Source organism: Pseudomonas sp. YA1, assembly GCF_058680555.1.
Map to the genome: position 1 here is coordinate 49,439 of NZ_JBZWBG010000014.1, position 14,108 is coordinate 63,546.

Here is a 14,108-nt window from a genome sequence, read left to right on the forward strand (position 1 = left end):
CCCTGTAGTGGCTACAGCCTTTTCACTGGAAGCCGTCAGATCCAGACGAGAGGGTTGTGCCATGGGGTTCTTCGAACGGTTGTTGATGGGTGGGCGTCATCATGGACAGGGCGGTGGTCATCACGGCGGCGGTCATCACCGCGGTCAGGGCGGCTATCCGCCGGCGCCAGTCGCGGCGGGAATGGCCTGTCCCGCCTGCCGCACCGAGAATGCGGCGACGGCACGATTCTGCCAGGGCTGCGGCGGCGCCCTGGCGCCGCTGCGCTGTATCGCCTGCAACGCCGATCTCGCGGCGGGCGCGAAGTTCTGCGGCGCCTGCGGTGCGCCGCAGCAGTAGCCTTAGTCGACGGCGAGGATTTCCACCGCAAGGAGGGAGTCCTTCGCCCCGGTCTCGTCGCCCGGGTGCCTGCCGATCAGGCTCTGGCCCAGTGGCGAGCGAGGCGTGATGACCAACACCTCGCGACCTTCGCAATCGATCTTCAGCCCGGCCGCCTCAGGGCCGAGGAACACTGTTCGCCGGCTGCCGTCGGCGTTCAGCAGGGTGACCAGCGCGGTGAGCTGGATGCCCTGTTCCTCGTCGAAATCGCGCAGCACCAGGTTGCGGTACAGGCCCAGCGCCTGGCGGATCTCCTCGACCCGGCGCGACTGCCCGGCGGCCAGGTAGGCCGCTTCCAGGCCGAGGGTGTCGTACTTGTTCTCGGCGACGTTCTCTTCGTGGGTTGCCGTCTCATGGGCGGTCTGCGCGGCGCGGACGGCGACTTCCAGGTCCGCGGCGAGCTTTTCCGTGATCAGGCGCAACAGCTGTTTCTTGTCCATGTCGGGTAGGCGGGGGCTGGCCGGCGAAGGCGTGCATGGTACGGGAAAGACGGCGGATCGCGACAGCTCGGAGCCAGTATGAAAACTCGGAATGACGTGGCGAATAAAGGTCGTTTGTCGCTACCGGGCAAACCGACTAAAACGAGCGGAAACGAACAGCCAGGAGAACCTCACATGATCGACGGATTGCTGCGCAGTCTCGGCCTCGACCCCAATGCTTTTCGCGATGGCGAGCTTGCCGTGCATACCCCCATCGACGGCAGTCGCCTGGCTGCGGTGCGACTGGAGGGGCGCGCCGCCGTTGCCGCCAAGGTCGAGCGCGCCGAACAGGCGTTCCGCGCCTGGCGCCAGGTGCCGGCGCCGCGCCGTGGTGAACTGGTGCGGCTGTTCGGCGAGGAATTGCGTCGGCACAAGGCCGAACTCGGCGAACTGGTGTCCTGGGAGGCGGGCAAGATCACCCAGGAAGGCCTCGGCGAAGTCCAGGAAATGATCGATATCTGCGACTTCGCGGTGGGCCTCTCGCGCCAGTTGTACGGTCTTACCATCGCATCCGAGCGTCCCGGCCACCATATGCGCGAGACCTGGCACCCGCTGGGCGTGGTAGGCGTGATCAGCGCGTTCAACTTCCCAGTCGCGGTGTGGTCGTGGAATACCGCGCTGGCGCTGGTCTGCGGTAATTCCGTGGTCTGGAAGCCTTCGGAGAAGACCCCCCTCACCGCACTGGCCTGCCAGGCACTGTTCGAGCGTGCCGCGCGGGCCTTCGGCGGCGATGCGCCGGCGCACCTGAGCCAATTGCTGATCGGCGACCGCGAGGCCGGCGAAGCGCTGGTGGACGACCGTCGCGTCGCCCTGGTCAGCGCCACCGGCAGCACTCGCATGGGGCGCGAAGTGGCGCCGCGGGTGGCGGCGCGTTTCGCTCGCTGCATCCTCGAACTGGGCGGCAACAACGCGATGATCCTGGCGCCAAGCGCCGACCTCGACCTGGCGGTGCGCGGCATCCTGTTCGGCGCGGTGGGCACCGCCGGGCAGCGCTGCACCACCTTGCGCCGGTTGATTGCCCATGAGTCGGTGAAGGACGAGATAGTCGAGCGCCTCAAGGCAGCCTATTCCAGGGTCCGTATCGGTCATCCGCTGGAGGGCAACCTGGTCGGGCCGCTGATCGACGAACGCAGCTACCTGGCCATGCAGGACGCCCTGGCGCGAGCCCGCGAGCAGGGGGGACGGGTGTTTGGCGGCGAGCGGCAATTGCAGGAGCGTTATCCGGATGCCTACTACGTGTCGCCGGCCATCGTCGAGATGCCGGGACAGACCGAAGTGGTGCGCACGGAGACCTTCGCACCGATCCTGTACGTAGTCGGCTACCGCGATTTCGACGAGGCCCTGCGCCTGAACAACGAGGTTCCCCAGGGACTGTCGTCGTGCATCTTCACCACCGACCTGCGCGAGGCGGAACTGTTCCAGGGCGCGGCGGGCAGTGACTGTGGGATCGCCAACGTCAACATCGGCACCAGCGGGGCGGAAATCGGCGGGGCGTTCGGCGGCGAGAAAGAGACCGGCGGCGGTCGCGAGTCCGGCTCGGACGCCTGGAAGGCCTACATGCGACGGCAGACCAACACCGTCAACTATTCCCGCGAGCTGCCGCTGGCACAGGGCATCACCTTCGATTGAACGGGGCGCGGCGGGCTCCCGCCGCATGGCAATGAGGCTGGCAGCGGAGTCGCGCATGGGCGGTTTGCAGCAACGGTGTTTGTGGGAAGTGGTTACGCCTCGCCTGTCCGGAGCGGCGAGCCTGAACGGCGAGCAGCGCGCCGACGTATGTGTGATCGGCGCCGGTTTCACCGGGCTTTCGGCGGCGCTCCACCTGCTGGAGGCGGGCCGTTCGGTGTGCGTGCTGGAAGCGTACGAGGTCGGCCACGGCGGGTCGGGACGTAATGTCGGATTGATCAACGCCGGCACCTGGATTCCCCCGGACGAGGTGGTCGCCACCCTCGGCGCCGAGCAGGGAGAAAAGCTCAACGCCGTGCTGGGGCGGGCGCCGGCGCTGGTGATGGAGACCATCGAACGCCTCGGCATCGATTGCCAGTTGCGCCGCGAGGGCACCCTGCACATGTCGCATAACGCCAGCGGCGTGGCCGATCTGCAACGCCGTCACGCGCAGTGGACGCGCCGCGGCGCTCCGCTGGAGTTGCTGACCGGCGCGGCTTGCCACGAGGCCTGCGGCACCCGGCGAATCAGCGCGGCGTTGCTCGACCGACGCGCCGGCACTCTCAATCCCATGGCCTATTCGCGCGGACTGGCCACCGCCGTCGTACAGCGGGGCGGGCAACTGTACCAGCGCTCGCCGGTGCTCGCCCTGGAGCGGCAGGGCGCGCTGTGGGCGGTGCGCAGCGCCGCGGGGGCGGTACTGGCGGAACAGGTGGTGATCGCCTCCAACGCCTATACCGAGGGCGAGTGGACCAACCTGAGGCGGCACTTCTTTCCCGGCTACTACTACCAGGTGGCTTCGGCGCCGCTGCACGGCGCCGCGGCCGAGCGCATCCTGCCTCACGGCCAGGGTTCCTGGGACACCAGGACGGTGCTCAGCAGCATCCGTCGCGATGCCCAGGGCCGCCTGTTGCTGGGAAGCCTCGGCAATGGCGCGAACAAGCCCGCCTGGTTCCTGCGGCAATGGGCCGATCGAATCCAGAGCCATTACTTTCCCGACCTGGGCCAGGTCAACTGGGAGTACAGCTGGACGGGTTGCATCGCCTTCACCCCCGATCATCTGATGCGCCTGTTCGAGCCTGCGCAAGGCTTGCTGGCGGTGACCGGCTACAACGGACGCGGCGTGACCACCGGTACGGTAGTGGGCAAGGCGTTCGCCGACTACCTGCTGAGCGGCGAGCGAGCGACATTGCCGTTGCCGTTCAGTGACATGAAGCCCGTCCCCGCGGCCAGGCTGCGCAGTTGCGCCTACGAGATGGGTTTTTCTCTCTATCACGCCGGTCAATGCTTGCGCGTGGTTCTCTAGGTTCGACCGAATCAAGGTGTGTTTTCAGCAAAATAATGATAGTTTGTTGTAAACACACATGAGGAGGTCGTCATGAGCGCTCTCATCAAGGAACGTCCCAGCGCCGATGCTGTCCTGGCCAAGGCCGTCCTGGCCGCGCGCGAGCAATTGGGGCTGACGCAGCTCGAACTGGCCGGCATCGTCGGCGTCGATCGCAGCGCCATCAGCCGCTGGAAGACCCAGGGCCTGCGGGTGGACAGCAAGACCGGCGAGCTGGCTCTGCTGCTGGTGCGGGTCTATCGCGCACTGTATGCCCTGTTCGGCGGGCAGCAGGAGGACATGCGCCACTTCCTGCGCACTCCCAACCATCACCTGGCGGGCGAGCCGCTGGCACTGATGGGACAGGTGCAGGGCCTGGTTCATGTGCTGGAATACCTGGATGCGATCCGCGGCAAGGTCTGATGCCCGGCGCGCCTGTACGGGGGCCTACGCCTGTCACGGAAAAGGCTGGCAGCCAGAGGCGACACGCCTGGCTGAATGGAGACTGCGGTGCCGCTACGCTGGCATCCGACACCACAGGAAGCGAGGGGCGGAAGGTGAGCGAGATCTGGCGACAGTGCAAGGGTGAGCGGCATGTCCGACCGCTCCAGGGGCGGCTGGTGCGGTTGGTGGAGAGCCAGGAGCAGGTGGCGACCCTGCAATTGGTCGACACCCTGGAAGAACAGGCGTTGCTCGAGGAACTGCTCGAGTCGAGCAAGCCGCCGGTGCCGGCGGATGCCGAGCCATTGCATTACCTGTTGAAGACCCCGTTCCGTTATCCGCCCTTGCGTTGGGGGTCGCGGTTTGGCCGTCGTCACGAGCCAAGCCTGTTCTACGCCGCGTTGAAGCTGGAAACGGCCATGGCCGAAAGCGCGTATTACCGTTGTGTCCTGTGGAGTGGCATGGCGGTGCCGCCACCGAGCGGGAGGATTCTGTCCGAGCACGCTTCGTTCGAGGCGGGCTGGAAGGTGGAGCGGGGAATCCGTCTGCAGGCGCCGCCTTTCTCCGATCACGAGGCTGCGCTGACCGACATCGCCGACTACCGCGCTCCCCAGGAACTGGGGAGTGCCATGCGCAGCGCCGGGGTGCAGGCATTCGAATACCGTTCGGCGCGTTGCCCGGAGCGCGGCTGCAATGTCGCCCTGTTCACGCCCGCGGCCTTCACCGAAAAGCGCCCTCGCAACCTGACGCCCTGGCTGTGCGAAACCACGGCCGGTTACGTGGCCTTCAAGCCGGCGCATGTGCCGGGGTCGCCGAAAATCTTCTCCTGGGAGCTGTTCCTGGTGGACGGAAAGTTGCCGCATCCGGCGTGAGTGGAGGGTCGCACGGTTGTCAGCGATCCGGGGTCGCCGTCTGGAGGCCGCAACCTGCTGGTTGGGCGGGGCTGCTGGCCTGCATGCCCCGAGGAAAAGAGTGGCTGGGGATTTCGAACGGCATTGCCCTGCAATGGGGCGGCAAGAGGCTTCGGCGAAAATTTGTGCACAAATGGAAAGCAGCTTGTCAAGGGTTGAGAGCGTTAGGCTCTAAACGCTTGATTTTTCATGTTTGAAACGTAACTTATTGAAAAATAACGATAAAAATAGTTGGTGAAAAAATCGTCAATCTGTCCCATAGCCCCACTCCATCGGGGGTTCGGCAGTTTTTTAGGGGCTTTTCCACTGGGTTATCCACAGGATCTGTGGATTTCCCAAGCGCTTGCTCGACAGCACATCGCACGCTCCAAGGCAAGCCCTGTAGCCGCGACAAAAATGCCGTGGAAGCAGAAATGTCCCGGCGGCGAAGGGCGCAGGGCGATGGCTTCCGTTACGGAAGTATCTGAAATGTCCTGCGCATGGGGTTACGCACAGCTCGGAAGCGGAGTGCTCGTTCGGCGCGGCGCTATTCGCTCGACGGTCTTTTCCCAAGAACCTAGAATCCGCTGCACGCGCGCCTGCCAGGCGGGTGTTGCGTCGTTTTCCGCTGGAGTGCCCCATGCCCGTCGATCTACCGAACCTGTTGCTTGGCCTGCTGGCTGCCGCGATTCCCCTGGCCGGCCTGGCATGGCAGCTACAGAGAAGGGCCAGCCTGGCGGAGCGCGAGATAGCCTTGCTCGGCGAGCGACTGGCGACCGCGCAACTGGCCCAGGACGGGCTGAATGCGCAGTTGGAGACCAGCAGGGAGGCTTACCAGCAACTCGGCGAGCGCCATGCCAGGCTCGCCGGCGAGGTCGCCGCGCTGCGTCGGGAAGCCGAGTTGATGGGGGAGGAGCGGCAACGGGCGTCCCAGGCGGAGGCACGTTGGGCAAGCGAGCGCCAGGGCCGGGAAGAGGAAGTGCGTCGCCTGGCTTCCGAACGGGCTGCGCTGGCTGCGGAACTTCGCGAGCAGCAGGAAAGCCACCAGCAGCGCCTGACCGACCTGCAGTCGGCCCGCGACGAGTTGCGGGCACAGTTCGCCGAACTGGCGGGAAAGATCTTCGATGAACGCGAACAGCGTTTCGCCGAAACCAGCCAGCAGCGCCTGGGGCAGATGCTCGATCCGCTCAAGGAGCGCATCCAGGCGTTCGAGAAGCGGGTGGAGGAAAGCTACCAGCAGGAAGCGCGCGAGCGTTTCTCCCTGAGCAAGGAACTGGAGCGTCTGCAGCAGCTCAACCTGCGCCTGGGCGAGGAAGCGACCAACCTGACCCGCGCGCTCAAGGGTCAGAAGACCCAGGGCAACTGGGGCGAACTGGTGCTGGAGCGGGTGCTCGAGCATGCAGGCCTGGAAAAAGGCCGGGAATACGAGACCCAGGTCAGTCTGAAGGGCGCCGAGGGCGAACGCTTCCAGCCGGACGTGCTGATCCGCCTGCCCGGCGACAAGCAGGTGGTGGTGGATGCCAAGGTCAGTCTCACGGCCTACCAGCAGTACATCGCCGCTGACGACGATCTGCTGCGCCAGCAGGCGCTGAAGCAGCACGTAACGTCGTTGCGCAACCATGTGAAAGGCCTCTCCGGCAAGGACTATCGACGCCTGGAAGGGTTGCACAGCCTCGACTTCGTCCTGCTGTTCATGCCGATCGAGGCGGCTTTCTCGACGGCCCTGCAGGCCGAGCCGAACCTGTTCCAGGACGCCTTCGCGCAGAATATCGTGATCGTCAGCCCGACCACCCTGCTGGCCACCCTGCGGGTAATCGACAGCCTCTGGCGCCAGGAGCGGCAGAACCAGAATGCGCGGGAAATCGCCGAACGTGCCGGTTCGCTGTATGACAAGTTCGTGCTCTTCGTCCAGGACCTCGATGAGGTCGGTTCGCGCCTGCAGCAACTGGACAAGGCCTATGCCGCGGCGCGCAACAAGCTCACCGAGGGACGTGGCAACCTGATCAGTCGCAGCGAGCAACTCAAGCTGCTCGGTGCCCGCGCCAGCAAGAGCCTGCCGACGGACTGGCTGGACCGGGCGCTGGTGGCGCCCGTGGAAGAGGCCGGAGAGGAGTGAGATCAGTTCGATCCCGTGCCCGGGCTTTCGAGAAAACGGAGGCTTTCCGGGAGGGGGATAAAAGAAGGGCGTCCGGAAGGACGCCCTGAAGATGATCATGGAGTAAGTCGGCTGTTCAGAGCCACGGCGCGGAGGAAAGTTCCGCGCCGTCCGTTCAGCGAGCGGGAGTGAGCGTCAGCCGCTTGTTGCCGTAAACGCGATCGAGGTTCTGTGGCTGGAACGGGAAGCTAACGTAGCGCCCCTTGAGCCAGGCGTCGATACCGTCGGCGTAGTGCGGGCTGGCCGGATTGCCGGATTGGCCGCTGCTGTTCACGCCGATCATCGGTTCGCTCTGGCCGAAGTCGACGATTAGCCGCATCGCCGGGATCAGCCAAGTGTCGAAGTCCTGGCCCCAGCCGTAGGCCGATACGTCCAGCGTGGTGTGGTCGCCGCCGGCCGGATAGGGCCCGCGATCGAGATAGCCCTTGATCGCGCCGAGTCCGGCGCGCTCGCCGGCGCCCAGGTAGGGGGCCATTTTCGAGCTGTCGCTCTGCCATTCGTAGGTGTGCAGCTTGCCCCATTGCCAGGCCTTGCGCTCGCTCCCCAGTCGCTGTTCGCAGAACTCCACGGCGGCGGCGAGGCTGCGCGCGAGGATTGCCGGCTTGTCCTCCTTCTGCGGAGTGCGGGTATCGTCCCAGAACGGACTGTCGTCGCGCCCGAGCAGGTGGTCGGCTTGCGCCGAGTAGGAGAGGTTGGCGGTCTCGACGAAGGCTTTCCAGGCAGGGCCGTCCTCCGGTCCTAGCTCGTCGAGGAATATCTGCCTGGCGCTCTCGTGGAGGAAGGCGCCGTACAGCGCGGCGTCGCTGGAGCTGGCTGTCAGCTTGCCGTCGAACGCCATCAGCCGGTCGTAGGCCTCCCGCGCCCGGCTGCGTTGCGCCTCCGGCAAGGCGTCGATGGCCTGGCGCAGCGGCGCCGCCATGCCGGGATTGTCGAACATGGCTTGCAGCTTGGCGACGAACAGCGAGGTCTGGTCGTACTGCATGCGGATCATGCTCTGGGTGTCGTGGCTCTTGCTGGCACCGGCGAGCTGGGCGATGCGCTCGGCGCGCTCCGGGTAGTACCAGGAGTTGGACAACTGGGCGCCGTAGCCGGGTTGCACGGTGCGGTGGTTGGCGGTACCCAGCCAGCCCTGCTGCGGGTCCTGGTCGGACGGGTGGAGGATCGGGTCGGCATAGCCATCCCAGTCGTAGCGGCCGTCCCAGCCAGGGGAGGGCAGCAGGCCGCGACCCTCCTTGCGGTTCGGATAGCGTCCGGTGACCTGCCAGCCGATGTGCTTTTCGTCGGCGAACACGATGTTCAGCGGCATCGCGCGAATCTCGCGGGTGGCGTCGAAGGCCTGCTCGATGGTCTTGGCCCGCGACAGGTCGAAGAAGCCGTCCAGGGTCTTGTCGGCTTCCTGCTGGATGCTCCGGTAGGCCAGTCCGTAGCCGCTCTTCAGCGGCAGCGGCTGGAGGATGTTCTTGCGCTCGCCCAGGGCGCTGTTGAGCAGCGGGCCATGGCGGGTTTCGTGGATGACCTCGCGGATCGGCCGCTGGCCCTTGATGAAGAAGGTTTCCTGGCGTTCGCGGGTTGGCTGCCACTTGCCGTCGGCCAGGTAATAGAGCCGGTTGCCCTGGCGTCGCAACTGTTCCAGGTAGAGATCCTGGTTGTCGCCCAGGACCATGGTCATGCCCCAGGCCAGCTTGCCGTTGAAGCCCGCCACCACGCCCGGCAGACCGGCGATGGAAACGCCCGCGGCCTGGTACTTGGGCGAGCGGATCTGCACGTAGTTCCACACCGACGGCATGCTCAGTGGCAGGTGGGTGTCGTTGGCCATCAGGCTCTTGCCGCTGCGGCTGCGTTGTGGCGCGATGGCCCAGTTGTTCGAGGCGGCGACCCCGAGCATGCTCAGCGCTGCGACCTGCCGCGCCGCGCCCTCGACGCCCGCCAGGCCGGGAATCTGCCCGTCCAGGCGCAGGCCCTTGAGCTTTTCCGCCTCGTCGAACGGCAGGTTTTCGTCGGGATAGGTCGGCGTCAGCCAGGCCAGCTTGTCGCTGCCGACCTTCTGCGCGAGCGTCAGCGAGGCGATTTCTTCCTGCAGGTTCACCGCCAGGCCGAAGTTGAGCAGGGCGAAGACCAGGGCCGAGTCCTCGGGCTTCCAGTATTCCGGACGGTAGCCGGACTGGGCCAGGTCCATCGGCAGCTTGTCGCGATAGCGATACAGGTAGGCGTTGACCCCGCGCGCGTAGACCTCGAAGAAGCGTTGCAGGCGCGGCGAGGCGTTCCTGTACTGGATCTCCGCGGCCTGGCGCAGGTTCACGGTACGCATGAAACGGTCGATCTCCAGCGCGCCGGGGCCGACCATCTCGGCCAGCCGTCCCTGGGCCAGCAGGCGCAGGCTGACCATCTGGCTCAGGCGGTCGGAGGCGTGTACGTAGCCCAGGGCGAACAGCGCGTCATGGAAGGTGCCGGTCTCGATCAGTGGCATGCCCAGCGCGTTGCGCCGGATCGATACGTTTTGCGCCAGGCCCTTGATCGGTTGCACGCCGGAGGTCGGCGGCAGGCTGTCGGCGTAGCGATCGTCGAGCCAGGACTGGCAACCGGCCAGGCCCAGGAGGGTGCCGAAGGCCGCGGCGGCGCCGCAACGGGGAAGAAAACGCATGAAGGCTGGCGAGGCCATGGGGTGGGGGCTCCTGCGGGAGTGGTCGCGTCGAGAGGCGCTACGTTAGTGAGGAGCGCAGGGCTGCGCAAGCTCCGCCTGCGGTCGTCCGCGAGGACGTCCGCAGGCCGGCTCGGGACTCGCTACTGCGGCGGATTGATGCGCTCCACCAAAGCATAGGCGCGTTGCGTCGCCGGACGCTGGCGAATGCTCTCGAACCAGCGCTGCAGGTGCGGGAAGTCGGCGAGATCCTGCTCCTGCCACTGGTGCGGGACGATCCACGGATAGATGGCCATGTCGGCGATGCTGTAGTCGTCGCCGGCGACGAAGGCGCGGTCCGCCAGGCGCTGGTCGAGAACGCCGTACAGGCGCGCGGTTTCCTTGACGTACCGGTCGATGGCGTAGGGAATCTTCTCCGGGGCGAAGCGGTTGAAATGGTGGTTCTGCCCGGCCATCGGTCCCAGCCCGCCCATCTGCCAGAACAGCCACTGCAGGGTTTCCTGGCGCGCGCGCAGGTCCTTGGCGAGGAAGCGTCCGGTCTTTTCCGCGAGATAGAGCAGGATGGCGCCGGACTCGAACAGCGGCAGGGGAGCGCCGCCGTCGGCCGGTTGGCGATCGACGATGGCGGGAATCTTGTTGTTCGGCGACACCTTCAGGAAATCCGCCTGGAACTGGTCGCCCTGGCTGATGTTGATCGGATGGATGGCGTAGGGCAGGCCGGTTTCTTCCAGGAAAAGAGTAATCTTGTGGCCGTTCGGGGTGGTCCAGTAGTACAGGTCGATCATCGGTGCGTCTCCGGCTCGTCGATGGGCTACGAACGGAAGACTCTACGCCAGGAACCTAGGTTCGATGCAAACCGCTGTCGCGCATGACGCCCCGGCAGGGCTGGTGGCGCGCCAACGAAAAGGCCCGCTGCTCAGCGGGCCTTCGGATGCCGGCGCGTGCGAAGGGTCAGGCGCCGTGGCACTTCTTGAATTTCTTCTCGCTGCCGCAGGGGCAGGGATCGTTGCGGCCTACGGCCTTGAGCGGATTGCGCACCGGCTCGTGGCTGTGGTTGCAGTGCGGACCGTGGACATGACCATGGCCATGATCGTGATGATGATCGTGGTCGTGGTTGCAGTTCGGGCCGTGTACGTGGGGTTCCTGACTCATGGTGGACCTATTCTGGGATGAAATCGCCGGGAATTATCTCGCCATTTCGTCTCAGGTGCACGCTGCGGCCGAACATCAGTCCGGTCTTCACTTCGCCCTGCAGGCGGTAGCGGATCGGCTCCTCGGGACGCTCGAGGAGCTTGACGATGTATTTCATGTGGCGCCAGAGATTGGTTCGCACCGGCACGTCGAATACCTCGTGGCCGTGGGCGGGAACCGTGAACCACTGCCCGGACTCGCCTTCTGCGAGCTGGATGTCGTTCAGTTGCACGGCGTACTGCAGGCCGCGTACCGGCAGGCTGAAATCGTTGGGGTTGTCGATGCGGAAGCGCATCACGAACTCCTGTTCCAGCAAGCGGGCCTTGACCACTTCCACCTTCAGCAGCTTGACGTCGGGGTCTTCGAAGCTGCCGGTCATCCAGCTGCAGCCCGAGAGATTGGAGAGAACTCCCCACGCCATTATTAGGCTGATAATTCTTATCATTTGCGCCTGGTAATTCATGCTATTCCCCCCGAGACGCCCCAGTTTAACAAGCAGTGATTGTGCTGCAACTTATTGTTGTATAGAGGAAAGATGTTTCAGGTACAGGCCTGTGTCCATATGTTTCCCGTAGCGCAGTCGGGGGAGCATGGAGAAGCGCGTACGCCCGTGCAAGTCTTCCCGTCGGCTGGCGTGACCGGCTCGGCTAACCTGAACGGACCCGCCGGCCAATTTGCCGGACCCAGTCACTCCACGCGTGGCTGTCGATGGGTACAATCGTTCGACGAAACGCCAGGGCCGCCATGCCGAGCGGCCCTTCACTCGGAGAGATGCCAATGAGCCGCTTTGAAATCGCCTTTTCCGGCCAGTTGGTCGCCGGCGCCCGGCCCGAGGTGGTCAAGGCCAACCTGGCCAAGCTGTTCCAGGCCGACGCGCAGCGTATCGAGCTGCTGTTCTCCGGCCGCCGGGTGGTGATCAAGAACAACCTCGATGCCGCCTCCGCGGAAAAATACCGCAGCGTGCTGGAGCGAGCGGGAGCGATCGCCGTGGTCGCCGAGATGGAGATCGAGGAGGTGGTCATGGCGCCGCCGCCTGCGCAGCAGGCCGCCGTGGAAGCCCCACAGGCCCGCGTCGCTGCGCGGGACAGCGCGCCCTCCGGGCGTTTGCAGGTAGCGCCGCGGGACGGCTACATGGCGGCGTTCGCCGAGGTCGATGCGCCGGATTTCGGCCTTGCTCCGGTAGGCGCCGACCTACAGGACGCCAAGGCCGAAGCCGAGGCGCCGAAGCTCGACCTGAGCCGCTTCAGCGTCGCCCCGGTCGGTAGCGACATGGGCCAGGCACGCCCCGAGCCAGCGGCTCCGGCTCCGGACACCAGCCACCTGCGCCTGCAGGACTGAGGCGGGCAGCGGCCTGCGACAAGCGTGGGCGTGGGGCGGATAACCGCGTCGCGGGCCGTGGCATCGGGAACAGGCGAGGGGTTGGAGGAACGCGTCGACCAGGGGCAGGCGCTTGCTTCAGTGGTCGAAATCGTCCTGGTAGACGAACTTGGGCATTTCCCAGTGGAAGCGGATGGCCAGCAGGCGGAACAGGAAGCCGCTGAACAGGGTGATCAGCATCGCCTGTTCGGAGGGCAGTTCCAGCTCCACGCAGATCAGGTAGCACCAGGCGCTGGCGAAGGACACGCTGGCATAGAGTTCGCGGCGGAAGATCAAGGGTACGTCGTTGCACAGGATGTCGCGGAGAATGCCGCCGAACACCCCGGTGATCACCCCGCTGATCGCCGCGATCAGCAGGCTGTGGCCCATTTCCAGGCTGACCTGGCAGCCGATCAGGGTGAAGGCCACCAGGCCGACCGCGTCGAGTACCAGGAACAGCGAGCGCAGGTGGCGCATCAGCGGCGCGATGAACACTGTCACCAGCGCGGCGACTGCGGTCAGCGCCAGGTATTCCGGGTGACGGACCCAGGTCAGCGGGTAATGGCCCAGCAGCATGTCGCGTACCGAGCCGCCGCCCAGGGCGGTGACGCAGGCGATCAGCACCACGCCGAACAGGTCCATGCTGCGCCGGCCGGCCGACAGCGCACCGGTCATGGCTTCGGCGGTGATGGCGATGATGTAGAGCACGGTCAGCAGCATGGGGATGGGGCCCGGATGAAAAGGCTGCGCATTCTACCCGAGCGCTCGTCAACGCCCAAACCGCGCCGCCTGGCGCTGCATCTCAGGCGTGCATGCGCAACCAGAAGCGTTCCTGGCAGGCGTTGACGAAGTGCTTGTGGCGTGGGCTGATTTCCCGCCCGGCGGAATCCAGCACTTCGTAGCCGATCCAGCATTCCTCGCAGGCCCCGCTGCTCGGCAGGAGGTCGCGCTCGCAGTGCTGGCGCAGGCGCACGCCGTTGTCGAAACGGTAGAGCGCTTCGCAGCTGTGGATCTCGACGCCGTCCTCGCAGCGCTGTTGCTCTTCGACCTGCGCATCGCTTATCGAGACTGGCGAGGGCAGGGCATGGATGGCGCGGATATAGCTGGCGAGCGAATGCATCAGGTGATCCATGGACCGCAGCATTTCTTCAGCTTGCCGCCGGCGCCGCAGGGGCAGGGGTCGTTGCGGCCGAGTTTCAGGGCCACGGTCGGATCGAGGAAGTACCAGCGACCGTTGCGCTGGACGAAGCCGGAACATTCGCGATGGGCATGTTCCCCCTCGGCGTCGTGCCAGCGCGCGACGAAGGTGACTCGCGCATGTTCCGGCTGGCCGCCGAGCACCTCGTGGTTTTCCACCTCCAGGCCGAGCCAGGTGCTGCCGTGGCTCCAGGCGCGGATGCCGTCGAGATCGAGGCCGGCCTGTTGCGCCGGCAGCGTGGTGTCGCGCAGGTAGTCCACCAGTCCGAGGGCATAGGCGCTGTAGCGCGAGCGCATCAGGGCTTCCGCGGTGGGCGCGGGATGTCCCTGGTGATAGCGGCCGCAGCAATCGTCGAGCGGGTCGCCGCTACCGCAGGGGCAGGTGGGTTGGGTCAT

The 14,108-nt window shown here is 65.8% G+C and carries 15 protein-coding genes; 7 read left to right on the forward strand and 8 right to left on the reverse strand.

What is annotated here, in order from left to right; translation table 11 throughout:
* The first annotated feature begins 61 nt into the window (after positions 1–61).
* Positions 62–337 (forward strand): zinc ribbon domain-containing protein, encoded by a 276-nt coding sequence (locus AC4OR5_RS20350; RefSeq protein WP_023099864.1) that lies wholly within the window; start codon positions 62–64, stop codon positions 335–337.
* 2 nt (positions 338–339) lie between these two features.
* Here AC4OR5_RS20350 and AC4OR5_RS20355 read toward each other — a convergent pair whose 3' ends face one another.
* On the reverse strand, positions 340–816 hold the full coding sequence (locus tag AC4OR5_RS20355) for a GreA/GreB family elongation factor (RefSeq protein WP_009877993.1): 477 nt from the start codon (positions 814–816) through the stop codon (positions 340–342).
* Between the two features lie 174 nt (positions 817–990).
* Here AC4OR5_RS20355 and amaB point away from each other — a divergent pair, with 174 nt between their 5' ends.
* The 5 genes from amaB (at position 991) to AC4OR5_RS20380 (ending at position 7,291) form a co-directional block, all read left to right on the forward strand.
* Complete coding sequence (gene amaB, locus AC4OR5_RS20360; RefSeq protein ID WP_003086325.1) at positions 991–2,484, forward strand: L-piperidine-6-carboxylate dehydrogenase; 1,494 nt, start codon at positions 991–993, stop codon at positions 2,482–2,484.
* 55 nt (positions 2,485–2,539) lie between these two features.
* A complete protein-coding gene (gene amaA, locus AC4OR5_RS20365) occupies positions 2,540–3,826 on the forward strand; it encodes an L-pipecolate oxidase (protein WP_003086327.1) in 1,287 nt (428 codons plus the stop codon).
* Positions 3,827–3,898: 72 nt separating this feature from the next.
* Complete coding sequence (locus tag AC4OR5_RS20370) at positions 3,899–4,267, forward strand: antitoxin Xre/MbcA/ParS toxin-binding domain-containing protein (RefSeq protein ID WP_003086329.1); 369 nt, start codon at positions 3,899–3,901, stop codon at positions 4,265–4,267.
* Positions 4,268–4,401: 134 nt separating this feature from the next.
* Positions 4,402–5,157: an RES family NAD+ phosphorylase gene (locus tag AC4OR5_RS20375; protein ID WP_003086331.1), complete on the forward strand. Its 756-nt coding sequence runs from the start codon at positions 4,402–4,404 to the stop codon at positions 5,155–5,157.
* A gap of 772 nt (positions 5,158–5,929) precedes the next feature.
* Entirely contained in the window at positions 5,930–7,291 is a 1,362-nt protein-coding gene (locus tag AC4OR5_RS20380; protein ID WP_003134034.1) for a DNA recombination protein RmuC, read from the forward strand.
* Between the two features lie 154 nt (positions 7,292–7,445).
* Here AC4OR5_RS20380 and quiP read toward each other — a convergent pair whose 3' ends face one another.
* The 4 genes from quiP to AC4OR5_RS20400 form a co-directional block, all read right to left on the reverse strand.
* The gene (gene quiP, locus AC4OR5_RS20385; protein ID WP_023107026.1) at positions 7,446–9,989 is read right to left on the reverse strand and encodes an acyl-homoserine-lactone acylase QuiP; all 2,544 of its coding nucleotides are present in this window, start codon (positions 9,987–9,989) and stop codon (positions 7,446–7,448) included.
* A 122-nt stretch (positions 9,990–10,111) separates the two neighbouring features.
* Positions 10,112–10,753 (reverse strand): glutathione binding-like protein, encoded by a 642-nt coding sequence (locus AC4OR5_RS20390; protein WP_003134030.1) that lies wholly within the window; start codon positions 10,751–10,753, stop codon positions 10,112–10,114.
* 166 nt (positions 10,754–10,919) lie between these two features.
* Complete coding sequence (locus AC4OR5_RS20395; protein ID WP_003081984.1) at positions 10,920–11,120, reverse strand: SEC-C metal-binding domain-containing protein; 201 nt, start codon at positions 11,118–11,120, stop codon at positions 10,920–10,922.
* Between the two features lie 7 nt (positions 11,121–11,127).
* Entirely contained in the window at positions 11,128–11,622 is a 495-nt protein-coding gene (locus AC4OR5_RS20400) for an LEA/WHy family protein (protein WP_003123186.1), read from the reverse strand.
* A 314-nt stretch (positions 11,623–11,936) separates the two neighbouring features.
* On the opposite strand from AC4OR5_RS20400, the gene AC4OR5_RS20405 reads away from it, so the two are divergent.
* The gene (locus AC4OR5_RS20405; protein ID WP_003123185.1) at positions 11,937–12,497 is read left to right on the forward strand and encodes a hypothetical protein; all 561 of its coding nucleotides are present in this window, start codon (positions 11,937–11,939) and stop codon (positions 12,495–12,497) included.
* A gap of 117 nt (positions 12,498–12,614) precedes the next feature.
* Here the strand turns inward: AC4OR5_RS20405 and AC4OR5_RS20410 are convergent, their stop codons facing one another.
* The 3 genes from AC4OR5_RS20410 to AC4OR5_RS20420 form a co-directional block, all read right to left on the reverse strand.
* Positions 12,615–13,235 (reverse strand): trimeric intracellular cation channel family protein, encoded by a 621-nt coding sequence (locus tag AC4OR5_RS20410; protein ID WP_003081997.1) that lies wholly within the window; start codon positions 13,233–13,235, stop codon positions 12,615–12,617.
* An 82-nt stretch (positions 13,236–13,317) separates the two neighbouring features.
* Positions 13,318–13,635 (reverse strand): hypothetical protein, encoded by a 318-nt coding sequence (locus AC4OR5_RS20415; protein WP_023095976.1) that lies wholly within the window; start codon positions 13,633–13,635, stop codon positions 13,318–13,320.
* Positions 13,635–14,108 (reverse strand): YchJ family protein, encoded by a 474-nt coding sequence (locus AC4OR5_RS20420; protein WP_003123184.1) that lies wholly within the window; start codon positions 14,106–14,108, stop codon positions 13,635–13,637. The genes AC4OR5_RS20415 and AC4OR5_RS20420 overlap by 1 nt, the downstream gene beginning before the upstream one ends.

Bases quoted from the DNA above. Each gene is read 5' to 3' on its own strand.
- AC4OR5_RS20395 (WP_003081984.1), bottom strand. From the start codon at position 11,120: ATGAGTCAGGAACCCCACGTACACGGCCCGAACTGCAACCACGACCAC.
- AC4OR5_RS20420 (WP_003123184.1), bottom strand. From the start codon at position 14,108: ATGACCCAACCCACCTGCCCCTGCGGTAGCGGCGACCCGCTCGACGAT.
- amaA (WP_003086327.1), top strand. From the start codon at position 2,540: ATGGGCGGTTTGCAGCAACGGTGTTTGTGGGAAGTGGTTACGCCTCGC.
- quiP (WP_023107026.1), bottom strand. From the start codon at position 9,989: ATGGCCTCGCCAGCCTTCATGCGTTTTCTTCCCCGTTGCGGCGCCGCC.
- AC4OR5_RS20410 (WP_003081997.1), bottom strand. From the start codon at position 13,235: ATGCTGCTGACCGTGCTCTACATCATCGCCATCACCGCCGAAGCCATG.
- amaB (WP_003086325.1), top strand. From the start codon at position 991: ATGATCGACGGATTGCTGCGCAGTCTCGGCCTCGACCCCAATGCTTTT.
- AC4OR5_RS20355 (WP_009877993.1), bottom strand. From the start codon at position 816: ATGGACAAGAAACAGCTGTTGCGCCTGATCACGGAAAAGCTCGCCGCG.
- AC4OR5_RS20400 (WP_003123186.1), bottom strand. From the start codon at position 11,622: ATGAATTACCAGGCGCAAATGATAAGAATTATCAGCCTAATAATGGCG.
- AC4OR5_RS20405 (WP_003123185.1), top strand. From the start codon at position 11,937: ATGAGCCGCTTTGAAATCGCCTTTTCCGGCCAGTTGGTCGCCGGCGCC.
- AC4OR5_RS20350 (WP_023099864.1), top strand. From the start codon at position 62: ATGGGGTTCTTCGAACGGTTGTTGATGGGTGGGCGTCATCATGGACAG.
- AC4OR5_RS20390 (WP_003134030.1), bottom strand. From the start codon at position 10,753: ATGATCGACCTGTACTACTGGACCACCCCGAACGGCCACAAGATTACT.
- AC4OR5_RS20370 (WP_003086329.1), top strand. From the start codon at position 3,899: ATGAGCGCTCTCATCAAGGAACGTCCCAGCGCCGATGCTGTCCTGGCC.
- AC4OR5_RS20415 (WP_023095976.1), bottom strand. From the start codon at position 13,635: ATGCATTCGCTCGCCAGCTATATCCGCGCCATCCATGCCCTGCCCTCG.